21 protein-coding genes and 1 pseudogene are annotated in these 24,827 nt (G+C 41.6%); 8 read left to right on the forward strand and 14 right to left on the reverse strand.

Going from position 1 to position 24,827, the window contains the following annotated elements:
* Positions 1–207: 207 nt before the first annotated feature.
* Positions 208–2,031 (forward strand): acyltransferase family protein, encoded by a 1,824-nt coding sequence (locus FXF70_RS04075; RefSeq protein ID WP_148779863.1) that lies wholly within the window; start codon positions 208–210, stop codon positions 2,029–2,031.
* 95 nt (positions 2,032–2,126) lie between these two features.
* On the opposite strand, the gene FXF70_RS04080 is transcribed toward FXF70_RS04075, so the two are convergent.
* From FXF70_RS04080 to FXF70_RS04090, 3 genes are all read right to left on the reverse strand, one after another.
* Positions 2,127–3,398 carry an MFS transporter gene (locus tag FXF70_RS04080; protein WP_148779864.1) on the reverse strand — a complete coding sequence of 424 codons (1,272 nt, stop codon included), beginning with the start codon at positions 3,396–3,398 and terminating at the stop codon, positions 2,127–2,129.
* Positions 3,399–3,591: 193 nt separating this feature from the next.
* Complete coding sequence (locus FXF70_RS04085) at positions 3,592–4,689, reverse strand: saccharopine dehydrogenase family protein (RefSeq protein WP_148779865.1); 1,098 nt, start codon at positions 4,687–4,689, stop codon at positions 3,592–3,594.
* Complete coding sequence (locus FXF70_RS04090) at positions 4,686–5,393, reverse strand: class I SAM-dependent methyltransferase (protein WP_148779866.1); 708 nt, start codon at positions 5,391–5,393, stop codon at positions 4,686–4,688. The genes FXF70_RS04085 and FXF70_RS04090 overlap by 4 nt, the downstream gene beginning before the upstream one ends.
* A gap of 125 nt (positions 5,394–5,518) precedes the next feature.
* Here FXF70_RS04090 and FXF70_RS04095 point away from each other — a divergent pair, with 125 nt between their 5' ends.
* Complete coding sequence (locus tag FXF70_RS04095) at positions 5,519–6,526, forward strand: helix-turn-helix transcriptional regulator (protein WP_148779867.1); 1,008 nt, start codon at positions 5,519–5,521, stop codon at positions 6,524–6,526.
* 35 nt (positions 6,527–6,561) lie between these two features.
* Here FXF70_RS04095 and yidA read toward each other — a convergent pair whose 3' ends face one another.
* Positions 6,562–7,374 (reverse strand): sugar-phosphatase, encoded by an 813-nt coding sequence (yidA, locus tag FXF70_RS04100; RefSeq protein ID WP_146271032.1) that lies wholly within the window; start codon positions 7,372–7,374, stop codon positions 6,562–6,564.
* Positions 7,375–7,685: 311 nt separating this feature from the next.
* Between yidA and FXF70_RS04105 the strand changes: the two genes are divergently transcribed.
* The gene (locus FXF70_RS04105; RefSeq protein WP_007498034.1) at positions 7,686–8,045 is read left to right on the forward strand and encodes a MerR family transcriptional regulator; all 360 of its coding nucleotides are present in this window, start codon (positions 7,686–7,688) and stop codon (positions 8,043–8,045) included.
* A gap of 144 nt (positions 8,046–8,189) precedes the next feature.
* The gene (locus FXF70_RS04110; protein ID WP_148779868.1) at positions 8,190–9,173 is read left to right on the forward strand and encodes a Gfo/Idh/MocA family protein; all 984 of its coding nucleotides are present in this window, start codon (positions 8,190–8,192) and stop codon (positions 9,171–9,173) included.
* Positions 9,174–9,214: 41 nt separating this feature from the next.
* Here the strand turns inward: FXF70_RS04110 and FXF70_RS04115 are convergent, their stop codons facing one another.
* A complete protein-coding gene (locus tag FXF70_RS04115) occupies positions 9,215–10,729 on the reverse strand; it encodes a methyl-accepting chemotaxis protein (RefSeq protein ID WP_148779869.1) in 1,515 nt (504 codons plus the stop codon).
* Positions 10,730–11,047: 318 nt separating this feature from the next.
* Here FXF70_RS04115 and FXF70_RS04120 point away from each other — a divergent pair, with 318 nt between their 5' ends.
* A complete protein-coding gene (locus tag FXF70_RS04120) occupies positions 11,048–12,385 on the forward strand; it encodes an amino acid permease (RefSeq protein ID WP_007498042.1) in 1,338 nt (445 codons plus the stop codon).
* A 218-nt stretch (positions 12,386–12,603) separates the two neighbouring features.
* Here the strand turns inward: FXF70_RS04120 and FXF70_RS04130 are convergent, their stop codons facing one another.
* The 9 genes and pseudogenes from FXF70_RS04130 to FXF70_RS04170 form a co-directional block, all read right to left on the reverse strand.
* Positions 12,604–13,704 (reverse strand): DNA alkylation repair protein, encoded by a 1,101-nt coding sequence (locus FXF70_RS04130; RefSeq protein WP_395947856.1) that lies wholly within the window; start codon positions 13,702–13,704, stop codon positions 12,604–12,606.
* 108 nt (positions 13,705–13,812) lie between these two features.
* The gene (locus tag FXF70_RS04135; RefSeq protein WP_008347326.1) at positions 13,813–15,141 is read right to left on the reverse strand and encodes a GntP family permease; all 1,329 of its coding nucleotides are present in this window, start codon (positions 15,139–15,141) and stop codon (positions 13,813–13,815) included.
* A 24-nt stretch (positions 15,142–15,165) separates the two neighbouring features.
* Positions 15,166–16,710 (reverse strand): gluconokinase, encoded by a 1,545-nt coding sequence (gntK, locus tag FXF70_RS04140; protein WP_148779872.1) that lies wholly within the window; start codon positions 16,708–16,710, stop codon positions 15,166–15,168.
* A 185-nt stretch (positions 16,711–16,895) separates the two neighbouring features.
* The gene (locus tag FXF70_RS04145; RefSeq protein WP_039165382.1) at positions 16,896–17,729 is read right to left on the reverse strand and encodes a MurR/RpiR family transcriptional regulator; all 834 of its coding nucleotides are present in this window, start codon (positions 17,727–17,729) and stop codon (positions 16,896–16,898) included.
* A gap of 116 nt (positions 17,730–17,845) precedes the next feature.
* Entirely contained in the window at positions 17,846–18,781 is a 936-nt protein-coding gene (locus FXF70_RS04150) for a nucleoside hydrolase (protein ID WP_035704018.1), read from the reverse strand.
* 93 nt (positions 18,782–18,874) lie between these two features.
* Positions 18,875–19,357, reverse strand: coding sequence for a DUF1433 domain-containing protein (locus FXF70_RS04155; protein WP_148779873.1), 483 nt, complete (start codon positions 19,355–19,357; stop codon positions 18,875–18,877).
* 44 nt (positions 19,358–19,401) lie between these two features.
* Positions 19,402–19,881, reverse strand: coding sequence for a DUF1433 domain-containing protein (locus FXF70_RS04160; protein WP_146271823.1), 480 nt, complete (start codon positions 19,879–19,881; stop codon positions 19,402–19,404).
* Positions 19,882–19,962: 81 nt separating this feature from the next.
* Positions 19,963–20,446 (reverse strand): annotated as a pseudogene (locus FXF70_RS04165) (DUF1433 domain-containing protein).
* A 61-nt stretch (positions 20,447–20,507) separates the two neighbouring features.
* Complete coding sequence (locus tag FXF70_RS04170; RefSeq protein WP_041092634.1) at positions 20,508–21,008, reverse strand: DUF1433 domain-containing protein; 501 nt, start codon at positions 21,006–21,008, stop codon at positions 20,508–20,510.
* Between the two features lie 112 nt (positions 21,009–21,120).
* On the opposite strand from FXF70_RS04170, the gene FXF70_RS04175 reads away from it, so the two are divergent.
* From FXF70_RS04175 to FXF70_RS04185, 3 genes are all read left to right on the forward strand, one after another.
* The gene (locus FXF70_RS04175) at positions 21,121–22,608 is read left to right on the forward strand and encodes a lipase family protein (protein WP_262368774.1); all 1,488 of its coding nucleotides are present in this window, start codon (positions 21,121–21,123) and stop codon (positions 22,606–22,608) included.
* A gap of 12 nt (positions 22,609–22,620) precedes the next feature.
* Positions 22,621–23,031: a hypothetical protein gene (locus FXF70_RS04180; protein WP_148779875.1), complete on the forward strand. Its 411-nt coding sequence runs from the start codon at positions 22,621–22,623 to the stop codon at positions 23,029–23,031.
* 82 nt (positions 23,032–23,113) lie between these two features.
* The gene (locus FXF70_RS04185; protein ID WP_148779876.1) at positions 23,114–24,790 is read left to right on the forward strand and encodes a hypothetical protein; all 1,677 of its coding nucleotides are present in this window, start codon (positions 23,114–23,116) and stop codon (positions 24,788–24,790) included.
* Positions 24,791–24,827: the final 37 nt, after the last annotated feature.

The following is a 24,827-nucleotide window of genomic DNA, read 5'->3' on the forward strand; positions in this document are numbered from 1 at the left end:
TGACAGGGATTTTCGGTTTGAGTATAAAAATAAGAATCCCTCAAGCCTTAGAAAGTTTCTTCATATAAAAAAATTTTAAAAAAGACAGAAATTCGCCAACAAAATGTAATGCTGATTCGTCTAATCTTATATAAAATAAAAGAATCGTTGTTCTTTTGGAGTGACAACAAAAAAGACGCGTTTGACATTGATGGGGGATTCTTTTTCATGAACAGCAAGGAAAACCGTTTACGTTACATATTAGGATTAGATGGGCTGAGAGCTGTTGCCGTATTGGCGGTCATTGCTTATCACTTACATATTGAACCCGCAAGCGGCGGGTTTCTTGGCGTTGATTTGTTTTTTGTGATTTCTGGTTACTTGATTACAACCATCTTGCTGCATAAGCAGGATTTGGGTTATCAAGAGCTTCTGCCTTTTTGGATGGGCCGCATCAGAAGGCTGCTTCCAGCTGCCTACGTCATGATTTTTTTAATCGTCAGCTGGTGCGCCATTGCTGGTTCAAATGCATTAATGTCCATTCGCGGCGATGCCTTATCGTCCTTTTTTTATGTGAGTAACTGGTGGTACATTTTTCATCAGCTCTCTTACTTTGACAGCTTCAATGCTGTATCTCCACTAAAAAATTTATGGTCTTTGGCGATTGAAGAGCAATTTTATCTCATTTGGCCGGTACTGTTGATTGCTGGACTGAAATGGGTGAAAAATAGATCCCATCTTCCTATGATCACCTTTGGTCTGGCACTTGTATCTGCTTTATGGATGGCCAATCTCTATTCACCGGATACTGACCCGAGCAGGATCTATTATGGAACAGACACACGTGCGTTTGCACTCCTCATCGGGTGCAGTCTTGCATTTGTCTGGCCCATGCACAGACTTTCCAGCAGAAAATTACTTCCTGTCGGCAGACGTATACTACATATAGCCGGATTCGGTTCGATGGTCATTTTCCTCTTATGTGTTTATGCAGTCGACGAATTTGACGGCTTTCTCTACCAAGGCGGTATGCTTTTATTCTGTCTGAATGCAGCGATCTTAATTGCGTGTGTCTGCCATCCTGCCAGTCTTATTGGGAAATGGCTGTCTTTTCAACCACTCGTTTGGCTCGGGAAGCGGTCTTATGGCATCTACCTATGGCATTATCCAATTATCGTGCTGACCACACCGGTCATTGAGATTGGACAGCCTTCTATGGGACGTGTCACATTGCAGCTCATCGCAATTCTACTCATATCAGAGGCTTCCTATCGTTTGATCGAACAGCCGATTCGTAAACTCGGGTTTAGACACTATTTTGCCTCTTGGTCGATTTGGAAAACAGGAATCAAGCAATGGTCTATGTCCAATAAAGTGTTTCTTGGGATTGCCGCAGTCCTTTTGATTTTATTTACCATTGGCATGTCTAGCTCGTCTCATACATCCCCGCATGCACAAGAAGTAACACAAATTAAGACAGCGCCCCAAAAGGCAGGCGGTCAGACAGAATCAAAAGTGAAGAAAAAGAAAGACAAACATGAGAAAAAAGCAGCGGATCCTAAACAATTTCACCAAGTTCTTGCCATTGGTGATTCCGTCATGTTAGACATTGCTTCAAATTTAGAAAAGGCCTATGAACCAATCACCATTGACGCAAGGGTCGGAAGGCAAATGAACGAAGCCATCCGCATCGCCCCTCAATATGCTTCTTTTAACAAGGCTGATGCCGCTGTTATTATTGAGCTTGGCACAAATGGTTATTTTACAGAGGGAACTTTGACTTCATTCATTCAACATTTCTCGAAAGCACATATTTTCCTTGTGAACACTCGCGTTCCAAGATCTTGGGAAAATGATGTGAATGCAGTCATTGAGCGTGTGGCCAATCAACATCACAATGTGAGCTTAGTCGATTGGCATTCAGCCGCTACCGGACAGCCATCCTATTTTCAGCCAGATGGTGTTCACCTTTCCACAAAAGGCTCTGACACATTGACTGAGCTCATTAAAGCCAGTATCAAGAAAAAAGGAGATGTGTCCTCAGCATCATAAGAAGACTAGCATCCTGTGAAGAGAGATTCAAAAAAGACATGCTTTCCTATGATTGGAGGCATGTCTTTTTTGTGATGGATGAGCACAGAGCTGCATTATGTTTTACTTTTAAAAGACCAAATGATGACAGGGATGAGAATTAACGATAAAATTCCTCCGCTTAAAGATAATGTAGCATAACTCGTATTCGCAACGACCATTCCTGAAAGGGCACCGCCAGAAGCACCTGCTAACGCAACAAAAACATCGAGTGTTCCTTGGGTTTTTGCCCGGGATGATGGTTCTGTAGCATCCACTATTTGAGCAGTACCACTAATTAAACCAAAGTTCCATCCCAATCCAAGTAAAGACAAAGCAATGATTAATAGAATCATTGAATCACTTGGTGCGAATGCTGCCAATAAACCAGCAAGTAACAATGTGATGCCCGACGCTATGCTCATAGCTGTTCGTCCTAGTTTATCTACAAGTACACCCGTGATAGGTGAAGGAAGATACATAGCACCTATATGAAAACCAATCACAATGCCCACTTCGGCTAATCCATGACCATGATGCTGCATATGCACCGGTGTCATGGTCATGAGTGCCACCATGACAATTTGAGTTAAGATCATCACTGTGGCACCTACTGTAAGCCCTTTTTTATCTGTTTTTTTATCAGCAGCATCTGCTTTATTTCCATGACCATGTTCTGCTTTGTAAGTTGCTATTCTTCGGGCAATGTCTAATGGATCAGGACGCAACAGAATAAAAAGGACAAGACCAGCTACAATAAATGCTACTGCTGATAAAATAAAAGGACCGGCAAGTGCTGGAACACCAATGGACACTGCAAATTTACCCATCACTTCAACTAAATTCGGACCTGCTACTGCTCCAAATGTTGTCATGACCATTGTTGTACTAATGGCAGTTGCACGCTGTTTAGAATTCGCTAAGTCCGTCCCAGCATAACGCGCTTGTAAGTTCGTGGATGTTCCTGCTCCGTAAATGAAGAGCGATGCAAATAATAAAATGACACTATTCATCATAGCTGCCAGCACAACGCCAATTGCTCCGAGCCCTCCAGCAACAAAACCTGTCGATAAACCGATGCGTCGTCCATAACGTTGCGAAAGCTTTCCTACAATGAAAGCTGACCCAGCTGACCCCAAAGTAAATAAAGCGATTGGGACTCCTGCATAGGCTTCAGTTCCAAGCATTTGTTGCGCTAAAATGGCACCTACCGTAATTCCTGCAGCTATTCCAGCCCCTCCAAATATTTGCGATAGACTGACAACGAACAATACTCGTCTATATAAATTTTTCAATTTTTGGGGTGAATCTATATAATTCTTCACTACATCTTGTTCTGTATCTAACACTTGTAAACACCCACTTGAGATTTATTTGCCCAATGTAACCATTATATCAGCTCCGACTACAATCCTTGATTAAATCTCTTCCACCTCTCGGCCATTTACATGGCGAGCAAGCTATTGTTTTCGGATCATGAATAAAGCGCCCACATGACTGACCTGTACTTTTGAGCTGATGCGTATCTTTTGTCGTTTTCTTTTATGCCGTTAAAGGGCTGGCTCTCAATGCTAATGCGTGCTTTTCGTTCGTTTTTTGATCCACCAACGCAAAATCACCATTCTCATACGCTAATGAAAATAATTCTTCGATATGAAAGACACCTGCCTGAAACTGCTTGCTCAATACATGCAGTGCCACAGCACTGGCGACTTGAGCCGTTGCTTGAGACTCATCGCGACCTTTTATTCCAAGCGCTGCTTGATGAATTTCGTTACCCTTCAATCCTACCGCTTCCACTTTCACTGCATATTGATCTGTACCCATTTGAGCAGATTGAATCAGTGAAATGGCTCGTTCCTTGATTTTCGGCATCGTGAGAAGGGACGTCATTCCGAGTTTCCTTGTGAGAGCAAATGCACGTGTCGCTATGCCAGAATCAAAACAGAGCCTTGTTGTCACAGAAGGCACATGGAGCGTTGAAGGCAATGTTTGCTGGTCAGAGAAAGGAAACTGATAGGCTTGCCGCTTTCCAAGCGTTTTGCCAAAATCAATGCGTTTCCCTCCAGTAAAACTTTTGACTTTCTTTCGCTGATGATTCTTCGTCAGCTCATAATCCGTATGCACATGATCAAGCGTCCATTCAATAGCTGCTTTTCCATGCTGGTCACCTAGCCCAAGCATGATACTAATATCAATTTGCTCCACAGAGGTCAGAATAGATGCCGCCTTCGCTGCAAGCAAATTGGTGAGACCAGGTGCAAGACCTACGCTCAGCACAGCCGTTGCGTTCAATTGCTGTTGATGGACCTTTGCCAGCTTCTCAATATAGGCTCCTTTTGCTGAAATATCGAGATAATCAATACCTGACCGTAAGCATGTTTCAGCAAATGACGTGTCATCTTGATCAAGACACATGATCACGAGTTTCGTTTCATCCATCCAGTCCGTATCCATTGGTTGTCTGACGTCTATCTGAAATGGACGTACACGCCCATTCGTTTGGCGTGCAAATTGTTCAGCCTTCTCATAACTTCGGCCAGCCGCAAAGACTTGCCCAGGATACACGTCACTTAATTGAAGACATATTTGCTGCCCCACATGTCCATAACCGCCTATCACCATCACTTTTGACCTCATTTTCCAACCGCCTTTCTATCGCCTCTTTTACAAACAATCCCTTTGATCATGCCAGCTTGAAAATAAGGTCTGATGTCTTGAAATCCCGCTTCTGTTAATTGTGCTGTCATCTTTTCTTCAGACACGGGATATGTTGTGACACCCAGCCTTTCTCGGAAGGACGTAAACACTTCCTTTCCCAAGCCTTGACGCTTCATGAAGAGAGAAAGCATATGAAGCTCCTGCTGAAATGCAGGCGTTTCTGGGTCTCCTTGAATAAACGCCAACACGAGCGGTGCCCCTGGTTGAAGCCGGCGGGCGATCTCCTGTAAAAAGGTCAGCTGATCTTTTACAAAATGAATGACAAGCAAACTTACTGCTGCATCGTACAACTTTTCAACCGGCACTTTGTCTAAGGCCATCTCATACCATGTGACGCGATCTTGCATATGAAGCTGTGCCACTCTGCGCTTGGCCATATCAAGCATGGTTGGAGATGGATCAACCCCTGTGATATGCCAGTCTTTATTTCTTTGAAGTATGTTGATGATCTCTTCGCCCCCACCTGCTCCGACTGTTAACATGCGAGAAGCCGATCCCATTAATTCGATTTCTACTCTATCCACTGTCAGCTCATGCAAAAGATGATAGCCCGGTACTTTATGTGCAATTGTCGCTGCATAGGATTCAGCAACAGGATCATGCCAATGTTGATTTACACTCATATGTCTTCTCCTCCAGTTTCCGCTTTGCTTCGTTCCCTTTACACTAACGGTATGTTATCTTCATTGTAAGAAGATAGATGAGAAAAAACGATCCCTAAAAGTGGGGATATTGAGGAGGAGATCAAATGAACAATCCAGCCGCTCATTTTCAGCAGCTGAGAAAAAGCATTCGAGATGAACTTGCTGCTATCTGTGATTTTGATGCTGCCTGTATCACAACCATTGATCCAGCTACTCTCCTCTCGACGGGTTCTTTTACAGATGAACCGATTGAAGCCATACATAACGAGCTGTTTCAAAATGAATATTTAAAAAAAGATGTGCACCAGCATGAAGATCTAGCGAAAGGTCCTGTCCACGCTGCCAGTCTCGTCCAAAGCGGAGAATACATCAATAGTGGTCGATACCAGCACATTTTGTTGCCTAACGGATGGGCAGATGAATTGCGGGCAGCCCTTGTGATTCAAGGTGAATGCTGGGGAATTGCCAGCCTTTATCGAAAAAAGGAGAAGGAACCTTTTCATGAACAAGATATACAAGCGGTTAGTCGCCAAACACCAGCACTCGCAGCCAAGCTAAGAGATGAACTTTTTAAAAGAAGAGAAACGGAAGAAGATGAAACGGCGGAACACCAAGGCTTCCTCATTCTTTCACACGATTACCATCTTCTTTATGGAAATGAAACCGGACTTCATTGGCTCCACACCTTCCAAACCTTTGAGCAAATTCATGACGGTGCCATCATGCCCCGTCCGTTTAGAGCATTAGGTGCTAAGCTTTTATATGGCGGCGGTGACCAAACAGCGGTCAGCATCACCAGAATGCCGACAGGGCGTTTTCTCTCTCTTCAAGCATTTCGTTTAGCACAAGCAGCCGGGCACGAAGAGGCTGTCATGATTCATATTAAACGAGCTCAAACAAGTGACATCCTTCCTTATATAGCGAAAACATATCGGCTAACAGAAAGAGAAATGAACGTCCTTGACTGCTTAATAAAAGGACAATCCACAAAAGAAATTGCCAGTACGTTATTTATCTCGCCTCATACGGTGCATGATCATGTAAAGGCGATGCTCGAAAAAACAAATTTGAACAGCAGACGTATACTTGTTTACTTTTTCTCACACATATAAAAAAGCGGCTACCTCATTGGTAGACCGCTCTTTCTTTATTTTCCGATGACTCGCTCATGCAAGATATGTGCGACTCCTGCTTCGTTATTGGATTTTGTCACAACATCCGCAACTGCTTTGACATCATCAATGGCATTTCCCATCGCAACGCCACAACCTGCAAATTTCAGCATCGACACGTCGTTCCCATTGTCACCAATCGCCATCACTTCTTCACGAGAAATTCCCAGTTCATGCGCTAGAAGCTTCACGGCATTCCCTTTGCTCACATCAGGATGAAGAATTTCTAGGAAGAAATCTGTGCTTTTTACCATCATGTACTGATCCTTCACTTCAGATGGAATGGCTTGTATCGTCTTTTCCAAACGTTCTGGCTGATCAATATACATCATCTTCGGAAGTCTCATGGATGGGTCTGCCTCTTCGACAGGTAAATACTTAAGCGGCAATTTCGTTAAGTACGATTCAAGTACCGTGTATTCACTAATATCCCGATTTGGTGTGTATAGATGAGCTGAATCGAAATAATGCATAGGTGTATCCAGCTGACGGCTCAGTTCATATAAAGAAGTCAAATCATCATAGGATAAAGTTAATTCTGATACGACTTCATTTGTATGGCTGTTTTGTACAAGCGCTCCATTATAGGCGATGACATAATCCCCCTCTTGATCAAGCTGCAGCTCTTTTAAATAGCGATGCACCCCGCCAATCGGCCGGCCTGTACATAAAACAATTTTAACGCCTTCTGCCTTCGCCTGTTGAATGGCTTCAAACACCTCATCCGGCACCATATGCTGATCATTTAATAACGTACCATCCATATCAATTGCGACTAATTTATACATTCACTGCTCCCCTTTTCTCAGCAAAACATGCTGTCACTATTTTGAGTGATCATCTACATGATCACATGCTGTTCATCATACTATGTACCTATTTTAGCCTATCGTTTTTTTCTCACACTGTCTACTTGTTCATATCTGTAACAAAAAATCACTTCATCCTCATCTATTATAACCTATTCTATGAAATCCGCTGTGAATAGGACAGACCTGTCATTTTAACAGTATGAAAAGGAACAAATGTTCATCGGAGAATATTTTGAAACTAGCAAATCTAATTGTATGATGGATAGCAAAGAAAGGAGGTGCAGGGAATGATTACATTTACGAGAGGAAAATTGTCAAAAATGTCTGGTGTACATATTGAAACCATTCGTTTTTATGAAAATGAGGGTGTGCTCCCCGAGCCTAAGAGAGCACATAACGGCTATCGTTTATATGATAAAAAATATGTACTCATGCTATCCTTTATCACTGAAGCAAGAAAGCTAGATTTCTCACTCAAAGAAATTCGAGAAATTATCACGTCACTATTCGAGAAACAGTCGAAAACAGAAGCGGAACAGCTGCTCGAACAAAAAGTAGAAGATATTCAAAAATCCATTCAAGAGTTAAAAAAGAGGAAGGCGGCCATTCAACTGTTAACGAAACAAACATTAGCTAACATTAGTTAATTGTAGAGGCTGCCAAAGATGTGCCGGTATTTTTTACTGGCACCCCTCTGCGCCTAGCTGTTAAGTACACGTTGTATGAAAACATCAGGTATACTAGAGACAGCTTGACGTGACATCAATCGCATGAAAGGGGTTATGAATAGAATGAGAATAGCAACCATTGGAACAGGTGTGATTGTGGAAGGTTTCCTCCAGGCAATTGAACAGCTTGAAGGTGCTTCTTGCCACGCTGTCTATTCAAGAAAGGAAGCTACGGCAAAGAAACTCGCAGATCAATTTGGGGTGCAAACGACTTATACGGATTTAACCGCTATGTTAGAAGATCCCCACATAGAAGCGGTATATATCGCATCACCCAATCGTTTACATAGCGAGCATGCCACGGCTGCATTGAAACACGGAAAACATGTGATTTGCGAAAAGCCTTTTACCTCTAATGTGAAAGAGCTAGAAGCCTTAATCGCTCTCGCAAAGGAAAAGCAGCTCTTCCTATTTGAAGCCATTACGACCGTTCATATGCCCAACTATCATTTAATCAAAAAACACCTTCATCAATTAGGCAGAATCAAACTCGTTCAATGTAACTATAGTCAATATTCAAGTAAATATAATCAGCTGCTCGCCGGGGAAACGCCGAATGTCTTTAACCCAGAGTTTTCTGGCGGTGCTCTAATGGATATTAACATCTACAATGTTCATTTCATTATGAATCTATTTGGTTCACCGAAAGACATTCGTTACCAGGCCAACCGCCATCCAAACGGCATCGACACATCTGGTGTTTTAACTTTTACTTACAATGATTTCATCGCCACAAGTGTTGGCAGCAAAGATACAAGCAGTATGAATTTCGCTTTGATTCAAGGGGAAAAAGGGTTCCTGCATGTGAAAAATGGTGCGAATGGCTGTGAGGAAGTGTTGCTGCATATAGGAGACCAAGTCACTTCACTCAATGCACAAACCAATTCAAACCGCCTGTTTTATGAAGCAGAAGCATTTCAGCATATCATTGAAACAGGAAATGTCGAAAAGTGTTATGAATGGCTTGATGACAGCCTTTCTGTCATGAAGGTTCTTGAAACCGCTAGGAAAGACGCCGGTATTGTTTTCCCAGCGGATCATGCTTAAATAAAAAAACCGCCTTCTGATGAAAAGGCGGTTTTTTGACATTAGATACTCTTTGAATATGCCACCAGACGCTGAGACATATGATTCACTTCATCAACTGAAGCGTTCACTTGCTCTGTCAAAGCAGCCTGTGTTTGCGTAAGAGCTGTCATATTGGAGATATTTTCAAGAATTTGATCGATTTGTGTTTTCATTTCAGTTAAACTAGATTCGATATTTTCTGTCGCATTGGCACTATGAAGCGCTAGCTTACGTACTTCATCAGCAACGACTGAGAAACCGCGGCCCTGCTCGCCTGCTCTTGCTGCTTCAATTGCGGCATTCAAACCAAGCAGATTCGTTTGGTTTGCCACTTCTTTGATCAAGTCTGAAATGTTCTTCGTCTCATCTGCACTGTTTTTCGCCAAATTAGCAGCAGACGTTGACTGCTCTTGAGCGACAGCAAGCTCTTGTGCTTGGTTTGTTACAGAACTGATACCAGATACCATTTCACTAATAGAACTTGAAAGCTGCTCTACTTGGGAAGCCATTTCATTGGCTGTTTTTTCTTTATTTTTTTCTAACGTAATATCACGAATCGTTCCTGCGACACGTAAAGGGACACCCTTCTCATCACGAATGGTTTCACCGCCCGCATGATACCAGCGATACTCGCCATTTTTACTCTGCAATCTATAATCAATGTCAAATGGTGTACGGCCAGAATGGTCATTTAAGTGATCCGCAAAAGCTTGGAGAGCCGATTCTTTATCTTCAGGATGCAAACGATCACTCCAGCTGCTCAACACGTTCGGGAAATCCTTTTCATCTATAAAACCAAGCGTTTTTCTAAACTGCGGAGACCACCAGAATTCATTGTTTGGATTGACAGGATCGCCAGCCTCTACAACCATATCCCAAGGCGCTTCCACAAGCGCACGGTTGATCAAGTCATATCTTGTCACGAATGCTTGCAGCTCTTCTTCTTTCAATTTCTGATCATGAATATCAAAAAGAGCTCCTGCCACACGAAGAGGTACCCCATTTCGATCTCGAATCGTCGTTCCGGTTGCTTTGAACCAACGATACTCGCCATTTTTCAACTTCAGACGATATTCGATATCATACGGTGTACGGCCAGAATGATCCAATAAATGCGTAGAGAATGCATTCAAAGTGTATTCCTGCTCATCTGGATGAATTCGAGATGCCCAGCTGTCTAAGACATTCGGAAAATCGTTTTCATTTTGAAAACCTAGCATTTTGCGGAAATCATCTGTCCATGTGAATTCGTTTTTTGGATTCACAGGATCTCCTGCTACAACCGTCATATCCCATAGACCCACTTGAATCGCTTTTGTCACTAAATTCATACGCATATGAATATCTTCTTGCGCTTCTTGCATCTTTTGTAACGCTTCATTTATTTGAGCCACAGCTTCTATTGTTTGACTAGAAGAGAATGCAGCAGTATCAATTCTGGCTGAAAAATCTCCCTTCTCAATTCGTTCAACTAATTGACTGCTTTCACTAAGAAGGGCCCCCGACGATGAATCACTTACTTTTCTCATAAACATCTTCAATAACTCCTTTCATTCTTCCATACTTTTTTGAAATATTTTACAGTTATAAACAATTCTTTATTAGGACTTTAGTAACACAAAAGATATATCGACAAAAACTGAAAATTGTTTATGTCAGAATGAAGGCAAATGATCATTTTTTCACGAAGTTTCAGATTTTGGGGATGGGTCATGGAAAGGATTTATGGAAGAAAACGGCTCATTTGATAGAATCAACCGCCTATTTTGTCTGAAAAATCTCTTTTTTTATATTGACACTGGCCTCTCGAAAAAAGAAAATGGAACATAAGCATTTTAAAAAAGGAGAACGTCATGAGCGCGAATCAGGAACAACACGAATTAAAAAAGCTTTTATCGCCGCGTCATATTCGCATGATTGCGATGGGCGGGGTCATTGGTACAGGAATCTTTAAAGGAAGTGCCGATACAATCGGCTTAGCAGGTCCTGGAGTTATCTTTTCCTATGTATTTGCTGGATTGCTTCTTCTCATTGTCATGGCGGCTTTAGCTGAAATGGCCATCGTCTACCCGGGGAACAACCTTCGCGACCTCATACAGATTGCGCTTGGTCAACGTTTTTCATTTGTTGTCGGATGGGTTTACTGTTTTATGTGGCTCACTGTATGTGTCATTGAAATCATTGCAGCGGGGAGTTTACTTCAATATTGGATGCCAAACGTACCTTTATGGTCTTTATGTTTACTTTGCTCACTCTTAGTCATCGGAATTAATTTAAATAATGTAAAATACTTCGGTGAAATTGAGTTTTGGTTCGCTGGAATGAAGATTTTCGTTATTATTGTGTTTATTATTCTCGGTGCTGCATTATTATTTGGAATCATTCCGAGCGAACAAAGCACGCCTGTTCTCACCAATTACCAAAACTTTGTCCCGAACGGATGGGGTGCTGTCTTTGCCTCATTATTAGTGGTGATCTTCTCGTATGGAGGCTCTGAATTGATCGGGCTGACCATTACAGAAACAAAGGATGCAGAAAAGGTATTACCTGGTGTTGTCAAAAGTATGATGTGGCGCATTATCTTGTTTTACACACTGCCGATTTTGATTATTTGTGGACTCATTCCTTGGAATCAAATTGATCCGAATAACAGTCCTTTTGTCCAAGTCTTTTCAGCAGCTGGCATGCAGGGGGCATCTCACTTCATTAATTTCGTCTTAATTACAGCCGTTCTATCTGCCGCCAACTCTGGTATTTACGGCACGACGAGAATGATTCATTCTCTATCTAAATCAGACGGCGGTCCAAAAAAGCTGGCACAGGTCAACAAAAGAGGTGTACCTATTTTAAGTTTATGGGTGACCGTTCTGTTTCTTTTAATCGGAACATTCTTTGCTTACTTGTACCCAGATCAAATTTTCAGCTATATGCTGGCTATTCCTGGTTTTGCGGTTTCTCTTATTTGGATCAGCATCTGTCTGGCTCATTTGAAACTGCGTCCAAGATATCCGCAGGAGCCGTATTTCAAAGTATGGTTATTTCCGTATTTCACTTTATTTGCTGGTCTTGTACTCAGTGTCAGTTTTGTTCTGTTCCTATTCAGACCAGAGAACTTACCTAGCTCGATTATCAGTATCGGTTTCTTAGCAGCCGCCATCATTGCTTCATTCTTAATGAAAAAGAAAGCTTAGAAACGCAAGCAAAGCCCGCCACAATGGCGGGTATCAAATTGTTGACAAAGGGCTAAAATGAACTTGATTTTAGCCCTTTGTCTTCTTTTCAGCGTGATAGAAAACCTTTGCAGTCCAGGAAGGACGAGTACTGGCGCAGAGCGAATTTGACATTCGTGAGCACCAGCACGCAGGACTGACAAAGAATGCGAGGGTTTGTCTACACGCTGAAACCCGCCTCAGTGGCGGGTTTTTTCATGAGCAGCTGCTGTGACTTCGAAATCAACAGACGCTTTTGGGATGCCGTTGATGATGATGGTTAATGTATGAATGCCCTCATAGTGCTTTCTCGTTGTCATATTTTGAAACGACTGTGACCGGACAAATTCTCTGTGCAGCGCCGATTCTGTTTCAAATTCTGTGATTTTAAATACCTTTTGATTGCGTGTACCACGAGCTTTCACGTAATCAATGGCATACTCTACGCGCAGCTTTAATGGCTTATCAGTTTGAAGAATAAAATGAAACGTCAGCTTCTCTCCAATATGAATGGGGTCTTGCGTCACCTTCAAATCCGTTACTTGGATAGACGGATCATCTCCATAGCCAAATAAAGCCATGATATCTGGATCGCCTTTTTTCAATAACGTACGGGATGCATGTTTGACAATCCAGTTTGTATGTTCATTGGTTCCATACCAGCTTTTGACCATTTGCTTCATGAGGTCTGGCTGAATTGCGGAAATATCATTTAAATGATTCGCTACACTTTTTTGCACATACTTGGCCGAATCTGACTTCAAATTTTCTAGAATGGGCAGCGTGACAGAAGGGTCCTTTTTCAGCGCAGGGACGGATAATCCCCACGGCAAACGAGGCCTGCATCCTTCACTAGCGAGACGGCGAATATGTTCATTTTGATCCTGTGACCACACAAGCATCTGCGCCAGCATTTTCTCTTGATCTTGAATGAGAAAAGGTCGAACGGCAAATTCAGCAGTGGAAAACGGTGTAAAGAATTCAAGTGCTTTGATCGAGATATCCCAATGGTCAACACCATATGTCTCCACGTAGTCTGGAAATACGAGCGCACTGAGCCCTGTAAAATGCGGTGCTGTCTGACGCAGTACATCGATTGCCTTCTCATAATCCTCAGGCAGACAGGCGTGCATCGATTCAGTCACTCTTCTCATTCGTCCTTTTAACTCCAGCTGCTCCCAATCCTCTTGAAACACGAGCTGCTGAAAGTGATCAGCATCAAATACAGTTGACGCTTGCGCCAGTTTTTCTGCTAAATGTTGAATAAATGTTTCATTATATACATGTTTTAAAGGTTCGATCGTGTCCGCCTCCCATAGCTCAATATCATTATTTTATCCTAAATTGTCAAAAGCGGCATAACAACAAGCTAAAACAGCCCAATTCCGAAGAATTGAGCTGTTGTCCCGTTATATAAACATATTAATAATCATAATAAATGCAATGGCGCTAACGGAAATGATGGTCTCCATAGCCGTCCATGTCAAGAACGTCTCTTTAATGGTCATACCAAAATACTCTTTGATCAGCCAAAAACCAGAGTCATTGACATGAGACAAAATCAGTGAACCCGCTCCTGTTGCTAAAACAAGCAGCTCTCTGCTCACATCCGGCATGGATGCAGCGATTGGGGCTACAATTCCGGCCGCTGTCATCATGGATACTGTAGCTGATCCTGTTGCCACACGAATAACCGCAGCAATCAGCCAGCTAAGTAAAATCGGTGAGATTGGGGAGTGTTTGGCTAAATCAGCAATATAATCCCCAACGCCTGAATCGATCAGTACATTATTGAACGCTCCGCCTGCACCAATCACAAGCAGAATGGAAGCGATCGGTCCCAAACAATCGTTACTGAATGACAGCACTCGGTCACGGCTCATCCCTTGTATAAAGCCAAGACTAAAGAAAGAATACACTGTCGCAATCAATAAAGCTGTTATGGGATCTCCAATGTACTTGAACATCTGATACCACATACTATCCTCTGGCAAAATAATATCCGCCAACGTGGCAAGCAGCATAAGAATGACCGGCACCAAAATGGTAAACATCGTATTCGCAAAACCAGGAAGCTTTCGATCAGCATGTCGTTCCGTGAATTGCTTTCTGAGCAGCTCTGGAACTGGTTTATGTATCCGTTTTCCAATCCACTTACCGTACAGCGGTCCAGCAATAATAGCTGTTGGCAAACCGACGATGATTGAAAAGAAAATCGTTTTTCCCACGTTGGCATGATAGATGCCTACTGCTGCCATGGCAGCTGGGTGAGGCGGAACTAGCCCATGCACAACAGACAATCCTGCGATTAATGAAATCCCAATCGTCACGAGCGAAATGCCCGTTTCAATCGCAATGGTAAAGAGTAAAGGAATGAGAAGAACGAATCCGACCTGGAAAAAGACAGGTATCCCCACGATAAAGGCTACAAACATCATCGCCCAATGCACATTCTTCGTCCCAAAACGACTGATGAGTGTTTGAGCTATCCGCTCAGCGCCCCCTGACTCAGCCATCATTTTCCCAAGCATGGTCCCAAGCGCTAGTACAATCGCCAGTAACGATAACGTGTTCCCTAATCCCGTTTTAATCGATTGAATGATTTCCTGTAAATCCATTCCTGTAGCAAAGCCTACTAGCATAGAGGTAATGATCAAACTCACAAACGGATTCAACTTAGCGACTGTAATGAGAATGAGTAAAAGGACAATCGCCGCAATCACAATGAATAAAAGCATGTTCTCCCACCTTTTCCCCGATGTTTAACGATTTTGTTTTAATTGCAACGCACTAATGACATCAAATTCATCCTTCAGTTTGTCATAGAGACGCTCATATAAATAAAACAGCTCTATGTATGTTTCATTGTTCTTCATATTTGGTTCATGGCGGGCAGAAATACGAATCCATTCCTGCACCTCTTCTATCTCTTCCATATGACCTAAACTATGAAGTGCAAGGACAGCCGCCCCAAGTGCGGAAGCCTCGTAGCTTTCTGGAACGAGCACTTCTCTGCCCATCGTATCCGCCAAAATCTGTCGCCATAGAGGGGATCTCGCAAATCCACCAGAAGCCCTGACATCCTTCGCTGGACCTGTTAAATCTCTTAGTGCCACACCGATCGAGAAAACACTCATAATGACGCCTTCTAACACGGCTCTAATAAAGTGCTCGCGCTTATGCTGAAGACCGATCCCGAAGAACGTGCCTCTTGCGTTTGGATTCCAATAAGGTGCACGCTCACCTGTTAAAAATGGAAGAAACAGCAGTCCTTCTGAGCCAGCTGGAACCTTCTCTGCAATATCAATCATCAGATCGTAAGGGTCTACACCTAGACGCTTTGCTACCTCCACCTCGGAAGACCCAAATTCATCCTTGAGCCATCTCAGCATAATTCCGCCGTTATTGGTCGGTCCTCCGACGACCCAATGCTTGTCCGTCAATGCATAGCAAAATGTTCTTGATTGCTCATCTGTAATTGGCTGATTTACGACTGTACGTACTGCACCACTTGTCCCAATCGTGACTGCTACCTCACCTTTGCCAATCGCACCAACACCAAGATTCGCTAGTACACCGTCATTTGCACCCACAACAAATGGTGTATCTTCTTCAATGCCCATTCGCAGCGCAATTTCTGGCTGAAGACCACGTAGCTGATGCGTCGTTGGAACAAGTTCAGACAGCTGATTCACCTGAATTCCTGCAATACGTAGTGCCTCCTCGTCCCATTGAAGCGTTTCCAATCGGAACAGTCCTGTTGCTGATGCGATTGAATAATCGACCACATACTGACCGAAGAAATGATAAAGGACATACTCTTTGATGGAAATGAATTTTGCTGCCTGATTGAAGACGTCAGGTGTCATTTCCTTGATCCATCGTATTTTTGAAAGCGGTGACATTGGATGGATCGGTGTTCCGGTTCTTTTATAAATTTGAAAGCCATCTAAGTCCGTTATGATTCGTTTCGCTTGTTCTGCACTTCTGTTATCAGCCCAAATGATACTGTTTGTTAATGCTTTTCCATTCTCATCCATGACGATTAAGGAATGCATCGCCGTACTAATTCCCACACCTATGAGGTTTTTTGCATCAAATGCTGCTTTCGTCAATGCGCCTCTTACACTCGCAATCACAGCATCTAAAATATGTTCAGGGTTCTGCTCAACCCATGCTGGCTGGGGGTGAATGAGGTCATAAGGAACAGAATGCTTTGATATGACTTTCCCCTGTGGTCCAAATAGAACCGCCTTTGTACTTGTTGTTCCAATATCCAAACCAATTACCGCCTGGTTTCCCTTCATCTGTATCACGCCCAATCATTGATTTGAAATAAAGTGTCGTGGTGCCGGTGTACCTGATAAATCCCATTATAGGAATATTTTTTTCGACATTCAACGACCAAAAAGAAAATAATTTTCATTTAAAACCTTAGAATCGTTACCACAACAGCATTTTTCATTAATAGAAAAATTTATTTTTGAAACCATTACACTCTTTTTTGAGAAATGGTTTCTCTCATTTGCTTTAAGTTTGTTAATGTTTCCTGCTGCCTTAAATGTGCAAGCGCAAAATATAGCACATCAATCACAGTAAGCTGGGCAAGCCTAGCAGACATCGCTTCCGTTCGGAAAGCCGTTTCTTGCGTTGATGTATACAGCGTGACATCTGCAAGCTGACTCAATGGAGAACGCTGATAGCTTGTAATGCCAATGGTTTTCGCTCCTTTTTCCTTAGCTGTTTTCATCGCATCCAGTAAATCCTTATTTCGACCAGAATGAGATATACCAAGCACTGTGCTCTTTTGATCAAGCAGACCTGCTGACATCGCTTGAAAGTGAGAATCTGTATGAACAATACAGTTGATGCCTGTCCTCATAAATTTGTGAAAAGCATCTGTGGCGATGAGACCAGACCCACCGCTGCCATAAAACTCTAAGCGCTCTGCTTCATGGATTAATTGTACGGCTCTTTCTACATCTTCTGGATTCAACAATTGAAAACTATCCTTTAATGCAGTGATGTTTGCCTGAAATACCTTTTGCATAAAAACGGCAGTATCATCGTCAAGACTCATCTCTTCATCTACATAATCAGGCTTCGTTTGGTCTATTTCCTGGGCAATAGCAATCTTCAAATCTTGATACCCCTCAAATCCAAGCCTTTTACAAAGACGAAAAATCGTTGCCTCTGAGCTCGCTGTCTTTTTGGCAAGCTCGACAATCGACAAATGGATGATGTCGCGGGGCTCACTCGTAATGTGCTCAGCAATTGCTTTCAGTTTTGGCGGCAATCCTCTGCTTGCTGCCCTTATCTTATCCATACTACTTAAACTGACAGAAGCCAATTGACTTCACTCCTTCCTCATTCATGTGAGCGCATACATTTCCTCATGTTCCCATCTTATAAAAAAGAAGCCTGTTTGCACAGACTTCTTTTTTAAGAATTCAAGACTTTGATCATTAAATCAAAAAACCCTTCAGCATCTACATCCATACACACTTGAAGATTACGATCTTTTCCCCATTGATGCTGAAAATCACATATCATTTGACCATCGCAGAACTCACTCTTCGTCTCCACTTCTACATGAAAAGCCTGTGTATTCACAAGTTGTTTATCAATTGCAAGACTTACAGCAAGCGGATCATGCATGGCACATGCCCACACCCCATTCCGCTCAAAATAGCGCTGGCGGTAAATGCTTGTGCTCTCTCTGATATAACTGGCTAACGTTTCATTTTGAATGGCATTAATTCTCTCATCCGTTAACAAGACCTGTCTCGTGACATCCAGCCCTACTTGAGTCAATGAAGGGAAACCAGCCTCCAGCACCAATTTCGCCGCTTCTGGATCTGCATATGTATTAAATTCCGCAACCGGTGTGACATTCCCCTGTCCCTGCACGACACCCCCCATAAAAATGACTTCTTTTACGTGATGAATCAGCTCAGGGCATTTTTTTACCGCAAGGGCTAAATTCGTTAACGGTCCTGTCAACACGAGCGTAACCTGCTTCGAATACTTCAGCACTTGGTCAATGATAAAATCAGGCGCAAAACCTTCATCCGCGGTCTTCTTAGGCCGGGCGTCCTTTAAAGCGCCGCCAATTCCATCCTCCCCATGCACCCGATGTTCATAATGAGGGGCTCTCAAAAGAGGCGTCGCTGCACCTTTGATGACAGGGATTTCCTCTGCCTCAACCAGCTCAAGCACTTTACACGTATTCAACGTAGCCGCTTCAACAGACACATTCCCGCACACCGTTGTGATCCCCAACATATCAAATCGCTTACTTTTCACTGCAAGCAAAATACCAATCGCATCATCAATTCCAGTGTCTACATCCAAGATCAATTTCTTTTTATTTGCCATGTTTGAAAGCTCTCCCTTGTTTGTAAGTGTTGTTAGGGGAATGATAGCATATTTTGAAATTGATTTAGGGAATCAATCGGCTTTGTCGACTTGTTATTTCACTTTTTCTCCAATGTCTTTCAAATATTGTTCGCGTTCTTTTTTAGATAAACTATTTAAATAGTCTTCTTTCACTTGAGGATCAAAATCATCCCAGTTCTCAAAACGATCTCCTAGTTCTCCTGAATAACTCATTGAACCAATTTCTTTTGTTCTATACTTTAATGAAGCGGAGAACTCGTACTTTTCTGGCTCATCATTTATATATCCTCTAATTACGATGTAGCCCATAGGATTAATAGTTACCCTCTTCTTAAACGTTATGGTATTAATAAAGTGATGGATGTCTTCTTTGCGTAAACATTCTTCTATTTTAGGCTTCATTTTTTCTGCGAGCTCTTCTGCTTTTTCTTGATCGCTCTTTTCTTTTACCACATCATTTGTTTTACTTTGCTTATTGTGCTGAGTGATTAACGAAGTCACTGAGACAATGATGATAACGACCAAAACAGATACAAGTTTTATTGTGTTTTTCATGTCTACCGTTGCCACCTTCTTAATAATGAAAAATTAACTTTTTGTTATTTATCCCCAATATCCTTGAGGTACTGTTCACGTTCTTTTTCAGAGAGTCTTTTAAGATAGTTTTCCTTTATTTCAGGCTCATCTTTATATTTATCCCAGTCTTTAAAGCGATATGATAAATCAGGAGAATGACTCATCGAACCTATTTCATTAGATTTGTATATTAATGATGCAGAAAAATGATATTTTTCTGCATCATTATTTATATATCCATCAACTGTGACATAACCCATAGGGCTTATAGATACATTTTTTTTAAATGTGATGGTTTTAATAAAATTGTGAATATCTTTTTCATGTAAATATTCTTCAATTTTTGGTTTCATCTTTTCTGCGAATTCTTCGGCCTTTTCTTGATCGCTTTTCTCTTGCACTACTTCATCTGAAAAACTCTGATGAATGTACTCTACAACAAACACAGTTACGGAGATGACGGCGACCACAATTATAATAGAAAATTTCATGATATTTTTCATAAAAAGCAAAACTCCTTGATGAACTTTAATCAGCTGACTATTGAATTTGACAAAATAAAAACAGGTAGGCTAGTACCTGTTCTACTCTTTTTCTCCAATGTCCTTTAGATATTGCTCTCGTTCTTTTTCAGAGAGTCGTTTAAGATAGTTTTCCTTTAATTCTGGTTCATCTTTAAATTTGTCCCAATCTTTAAAACGATATGACAACTCAGGATCATAACTCATTGAACCTATTTTTTTAGCTCTATATTGTAAAGAAGCTGAAAATCCGAACTTCTCCGGTTCATTATTTATATAGCCATCGATTATAATATCCCCCCATAGGATTGATGGTCACATCTTTTTCAAACGTTATGGTTTTGATAAAGTGATGAATATCTCTTTTGTGTAAGTGCTCTTCAACCTTAGGTTTCATCTTCTTTGCAAAATCTTCTGCTTTTTCCTGATCACTTTTCTCTTCCACTACTTCATCTGACAGACTCTTATTAATGTACTCTACAATAAAAACAGTTACTGAAATGATGACGGCCACAATTATAATAGAAAACTTCATTGTATTTCTCATAAAAAGCAAAACTCCTTAATGGATTACAAAATAAAAAACAGGTAGGTGATTACCTGCTTTATTATTTTTCTCCAATATCTTTAAGATACTGTTCACGTTCTTTTTCGGAGAGTCTTTTAAGATAGTTTTCCTTTAGTTCAGGTTCATCTTTGAATTTATCCCAGTCTTTAAATCGATAAGATAATTCAGGAGAAAAAGTCATGGTACCTACTTCCTTAGATCGATATTCTAATGATGCAGAGAAGTCATACTTTTCTGGGTTACCATTAATATACCCTCTAATTATTATATAACCCATTGGATTAACATTTACTCCCTTATCGAACGTAATGGTTTTAATAAAGTTGTGAATATCTATTTTATGTAAACGTTCTTCTACTTTCGGTTTCATTTCTTCTGCGAATTCTTTTGCTTGTTCTAAATCGTTCTTCTCTTTCACGATTGTTTCACCTTCTGATTCATTCAATTTTTTTTCTTTATCTTTTTGAAAAACAAGTGATAATACTAGAATAAAAACGATAGTAATCAAAACAATCAGTACAACCTTAAATGTCTTTTTCACAAAAAATATCCCACCTTTTAAATATTCAACCGATAGGTTTTTATACCTTTTTTTATAGATATTTACCATACAATATCTTATAATATACATGATAATTATTACAGGAGTGTAAATGTTGGCCAAAAAATATGCAATTAATCAACTTAGCGATAAAGAATATAATGAAATATCATCAGCCTCTTATGATATCTTCAACTATGAAAATTCTAAAGATATACACTTGAAAAATGGTAAAATAATGTATGTTGTTGACCACCAAGAAACAAAAAAAGGGCTTAACTCACTAACCCTTGTATCAGAAGAAGATTTCGAGCGCTCCGATGGCGGCAAAGACCTCACCAAAATCAAAAACGCCGTCATCGCCTACCGCGGGTCAGAACCAATTGGCGCAGGCCAATATAAAGATACCATTAAAAAACATGGAAAAAAAGAGTCAGATGATCTTCTTTCTACCATTTTGACAAAGCTGCCTCCTTTTAGCCAGTCAGAGACGTCAAAGGAAGTGACGACGAAGGTGACGACAGGGACAACGACCTATACAAATGAGATTGTACAAGATTGGTTGATTTCAGATACGAAGTATTTAATTAAAAATATTCCTTTTGAACACGGTGCAGAGAATCAAATGGTGCAAGCGGACCGGTATGCGAAAGAGATCCATAAGAAAATGCCGAATGCGAAGATGTATGTGACAGGGCATTCACTTGGCGGGTCAAATGCTTCTTATGTTCTTGTCAAAAATGATTTTATTAAAGGCGGGGTCACCTTTGAGAATCCGAATATTTACCCAAATCTATCGGATGGTCTGCAAGCCAAAGCATTAAAAGGTGATTACCGTAGTAGATTAACAGAATATATCAATCTCAATGACGGGCTATCTCTCTTAAATCGTCATACGACAGAAATCGGTCGTGTGAAATTGATGTATGATGCCGCTTTACCTGAAGGCGTCGATTACACTGAGGACTCCTCAAAAGCCGTCCAATTTATGAAAAATCTCCTCAATCGAGCAATGAGTGTGAATCCTTCACTTGATGCGAATTTATTTCTTGAAGCCCTCGCCGGCAGCCATGGCTTAGACCGGTATTCCTTTTCGTCAGATGGCTCCGTTCAAACCATTGATGATATGTTGAGAAAAAACCCTTCTCTCACTGCCGCCATGTTACATCAATTGAGCCAATCAAATGTTCACCCGCAAAGTGTGGTAGCGATTTTAATCAAGTCGCATGTTCTCATGAACACAGGTCGTACATTCTCCACATATGCCGAGCACCATACGCAGCAAATCATTCGCAAAATTGAGAAACTCGATGACAAAGTGGATCAATCGGTAGAACGAGTACGTTCAAGATACAAACAAATTGTCGGTTTTGGTTCGTATGACCAGCTGACGGCTTCAGATGTGGATGCTGTCATTCGCCACTTAAAAACAGAGGGTCTTGAAAATGAGTTCTATTCGGTCAAAAAGTATGATGCAGCGATTGATCATGCGATGAATATGAAAAGGTGGTTGGACTCAATATCAGATGATATGAGCCAGCTAGGAAAACAATACCACGATGCAGATACGGCCCTAGCCAAGAACATGGGTATTTCTTAAGGAGTACGACAAATGGAATTTTCAAAGAAACAACCAACAGATGCAGATCGTTTTTTGCAAAGAATGACAGATACGCATACATCAAGCTCCATCTTCTCAAAAACAAACTTTAACACGGAAGACATGACACCAGCAGAGCTAGCTGCTTTGAAGGCAAAGATCAAAGAAGAACAGAAAACAGCGCTGATTAGAGCCATCCGGCATCAACTTCAAAATGAATTTGCAGAGGATCGCCAAGAAGCCAAAAAAATAGTAGATCTGATTGATGACCTTCTGATTAACGTGTACAAACATCAAAGGAACATCCAAACCCATATGTCAGGTGAAGCCATTGACGCCTTAATCGAAAAAATCGAAAAAAGACTCACATTTTTTGAGCTGAAAGAAGATGTTCAATCCGCCATCGACTCGATCGGCATTTAAATGAACCTTCCATCCGGTGAATCTTTTCCCCGCCTCACTCGTATATACTAAAAGAGTGATTGATTTGAAAGGAGATCTGTTTGTGGGATATATGTTGTTATTTTCGGTTGTGATCGGTCTTGTCCTGACCCTTTTGCTCACACCACTCAGGTTAATCGTTAGAAAGAAAGGAACTGAACAACAGGTGCCGCTTATGTGGATTGCGGGACTGGCACTGCTGTTCATCATCGGGATTTTCGGCTTCTACTACATCACCAATTTAGACCGCAACCCATCATCACTGTGGCTCATTGGACTTGTTGTGACAGCAGCAGGTGCCTTTTTATCAGTGGGATTGGAGCGGAAGATCAAGGGCGTTTTATTTCTCATATTATTGTTGCTCGGTGTTTATATGGCAACCGCTTTTCTATTCAATGCAAATGAGAAATTCGACGTGTCTAAGATGGATCAAAAAGTCGAAATCAAAGCGTTTGATGAGACAGAAACACCTGCGAGTGTACCACCGCAATTTGCTCGCAATAAGATGAAGAAATCGTTCGGACAGGTGCCAAACACGAGCTACTACGAGCTTGGCAGCTTGCAAATTCAGAAGGTCAATGGTGAGTATGTGTATATCGCACCCGTCGAGTTCTCCGATTTCTTTAAATGGATTCGTTCTGGTAGCACACCAGGTTACTTTACATTAAGTGCGACCGACTCATCTGCCAATCCAAAGTTTGTGAAAACCGAGATGGTCTATACGCCTTCTTCCTATTTCAATAAGGAAATTGAGCGGCATATCCGTCTTCAGTACCCAGACTTGATTTTCTATGGAGATACGCAGCTGGAGATCAATGATGATGGCAAGCCTTATTACATCCAAACATTTGGAGATTTCATCTCTGCACGAAACGGGTTTAAAGCTTCAGGTGTGGTTGTTGTGGATGCCAAAACGGGTGAAACGAAGAAATATTCCTTAGACAAAGTACCAGCCTTTATTGATGGCGCTGTTTCGCCAGAGGCCGTCAGTCTGCAAAATAGTTACTTCGGCAACTATGTTCATGGTTTCTGGAACAGTATGTTTGGAAAATCAGATGTGAAGCTGCCTTCAGACGAGGGAACGGAAGCCAATGTAAGTCCAGTGTTTGATGCCAAAGGGGATATGTATTACTTCACAGATTTCACCAGTCCAAAAGAGGGCGTTGATTCCATGCTCGGGTATGCACTGACAAATGCCCGAACAGGAAAAGCTACGTATTATACGGGTAATCTTGAAGAATCCTACATGGATTCACAGGGAGCTTTGCAAATTATTGAGAAACGATTTATCGAGAAGAAATGGAAGGGCCGCATGCCGATTCTTTATAATTTCTACGGGGAAGCCAGCTGGCTTACACCTGTTCTTGATTCAAACGGGTTCCTGCAAAACTACTTTATTGTTTCGGCAGCCAATCCTGAGATCGCCGCATACGCTTCTACACCAAACGAAGCACTAAGAGCCTATAAAACAGCTCTTCAAAAAGGCGGCGGTACCGTCAATAGTTCATCAAAGCAAGAAAAGAAAGAGTCAACAGGCAAAGTGAAGAGGGTGTATAAGGAAAAGACCGGTGATTATACAACCGTCACCTTCTTACTAGACGATGGGAAAAACTACACGATGTCTTCTGAAAAAGAGCCTCTTATTATTTATTTAAAAGAAGGCGATCAAGTCACCATGAAGTACACAGATACAGGTGAGATTTTCCTCCCAGTTGACCTGCTTAAGATCAAAGAACTATAAACAGAATCGCTTATTAAAATAATCCGGTGCTAACACT

Origin of the sequence: Bacillus sp. Y3, from assembly GCF_008123875.1 — a bacterium.
GTDB classification, from domain to species: Bacteria; Bacillota; Bacilli; order Bacillales; family Bacillaceae; genus Bacillus; species Bacillus altitudinis.

What these genes read in the sequence shown, in the direction of transcription:
- FXF70_RS04075 (WP_148779863.1), top strand. Translation starts at nt 208, where the DNA reads ATGAACAGCAAGGAAAACCGTTTACGTTACATATTAGGATTAGATGGG.
- FXF70_RS04085 (WP_148779865.1), bottom strand. Translation starts at nt 4,689, where the DNA reads ATGAGGTCAAAAGTGATGGTGATAGGCGGTTATGGACATGTGGGGCAG.
- FXF70_RS04090 (WP_148779866.1), bottom strand. Translation starts at nt 5,393, where the DNA reads ATGAGTGTAAATCAACATTGGCATGATCCTGTTGCTGAATCCTATGCA.
- FXF70_RS04095 (WP_148779867.1), top strand. Translation starts at nt 5,519, where the DNA reads ATGAACAATCCAGCCGCTCATTTTCAGCAGCTGAGAAAAAGCATTCGA.
- yidA (WP_146271032.1), bottom strand. Translation starts at nt 7,374, where the DNA reads ATGTATAAATTAGTCGCAATTGATATGGATGGTACGTTATTAAATGAT.
- FXF70_RS04105 (WP_007498034.1), top strand. Translation starts at nt 7,686, where the DNA reads ATGATTACATTTACGAGAGGAAAATTGTCAAAAATGTCTGGTGTACAT.
- FXF70_RS04110 (WP_148779868.1), top strand. Translation starts at nt 8,190, where the DNA reads ATGAGAATAGCAACCATTGGAACAGGTGTGATTGTGGAAGGTTTCCTC.
- FXF70_RS04115 (WP_148779869.1), bottom strand. Translation starts at nt 10,729, where the DNA reads ATGTTTATGAGAAAAGTAAGTGATTCATCGTCGGGGGCCCTTCTTAGT.
- FXF70_RS04120 (WP_007498042.1), top strand. Translation starts at nt 11,048, where the DNA reads ATGAGCGCGAATCAGGAACAACACGAATTAAAAAAGCTTTTATCGCCG.
- FXF70_RS04135 (WP_008347326.1), bottom strand. Translation starts at nt 15,141, where the DNA reads ATGCTTTTATTCATTGTGATTGCGGCGATTGTCCTTTTACTCATTCTC.
- gntK (WP_148779872.1), bottom strand. Translation starts at nt 16,710, where the DNA reads ATGAAGGGAAACCAGGCGGTAATTGGTTTGGATATTGGAACAACAAGT.
- FXF70_RS04145 (WP_039165382.1), bottom strand. Translation starts at nt 17,729, where the DNA reads ATGGATAAGATAAGGGCAGCAAGCAGAGGATTGCCGCCAAAACTGAAA.
- FXF70_RS04150 (WP_035704018.1), bottom strand. Translation starts at nt 18,781, where the DNA reads ATGGCAAATAAAAAGAAATTGATCTTGGATGTAGACACTGGAATTGAT.
- FXF70_RS04155 (WP_148779873.1), bottom strand. Translation starts at nt 19,357, where the DNA reads ATGAAAAACACAATAAAACTTGTATCTGTTTTGGTCGTTATCATCATT.
- FXF70_RS04160 (WP_146271823.1), bottom strand. Translation starts at nt 19,881, where the DNA reads ATGAAAAATATCATGAAATTTTCTATTATAATTGTGGTCGCCGTCATC.
- FXF70_RS04175 (WP_262368774.1), top strand. Translation starts at nt 21,121, where the DNA reads ATGTTGGCCAAAAAATATGCAATTAATCAACTTAGCGATAAAGAATAT.
- FXF70_RS04180 (WP_148779875.1), top strand. Translation starts at nt 22,621, where the DNA reads ATGGAATTTTCAAAGAAACAACCAACAGATGCAGATCGTTTTTTGCAA.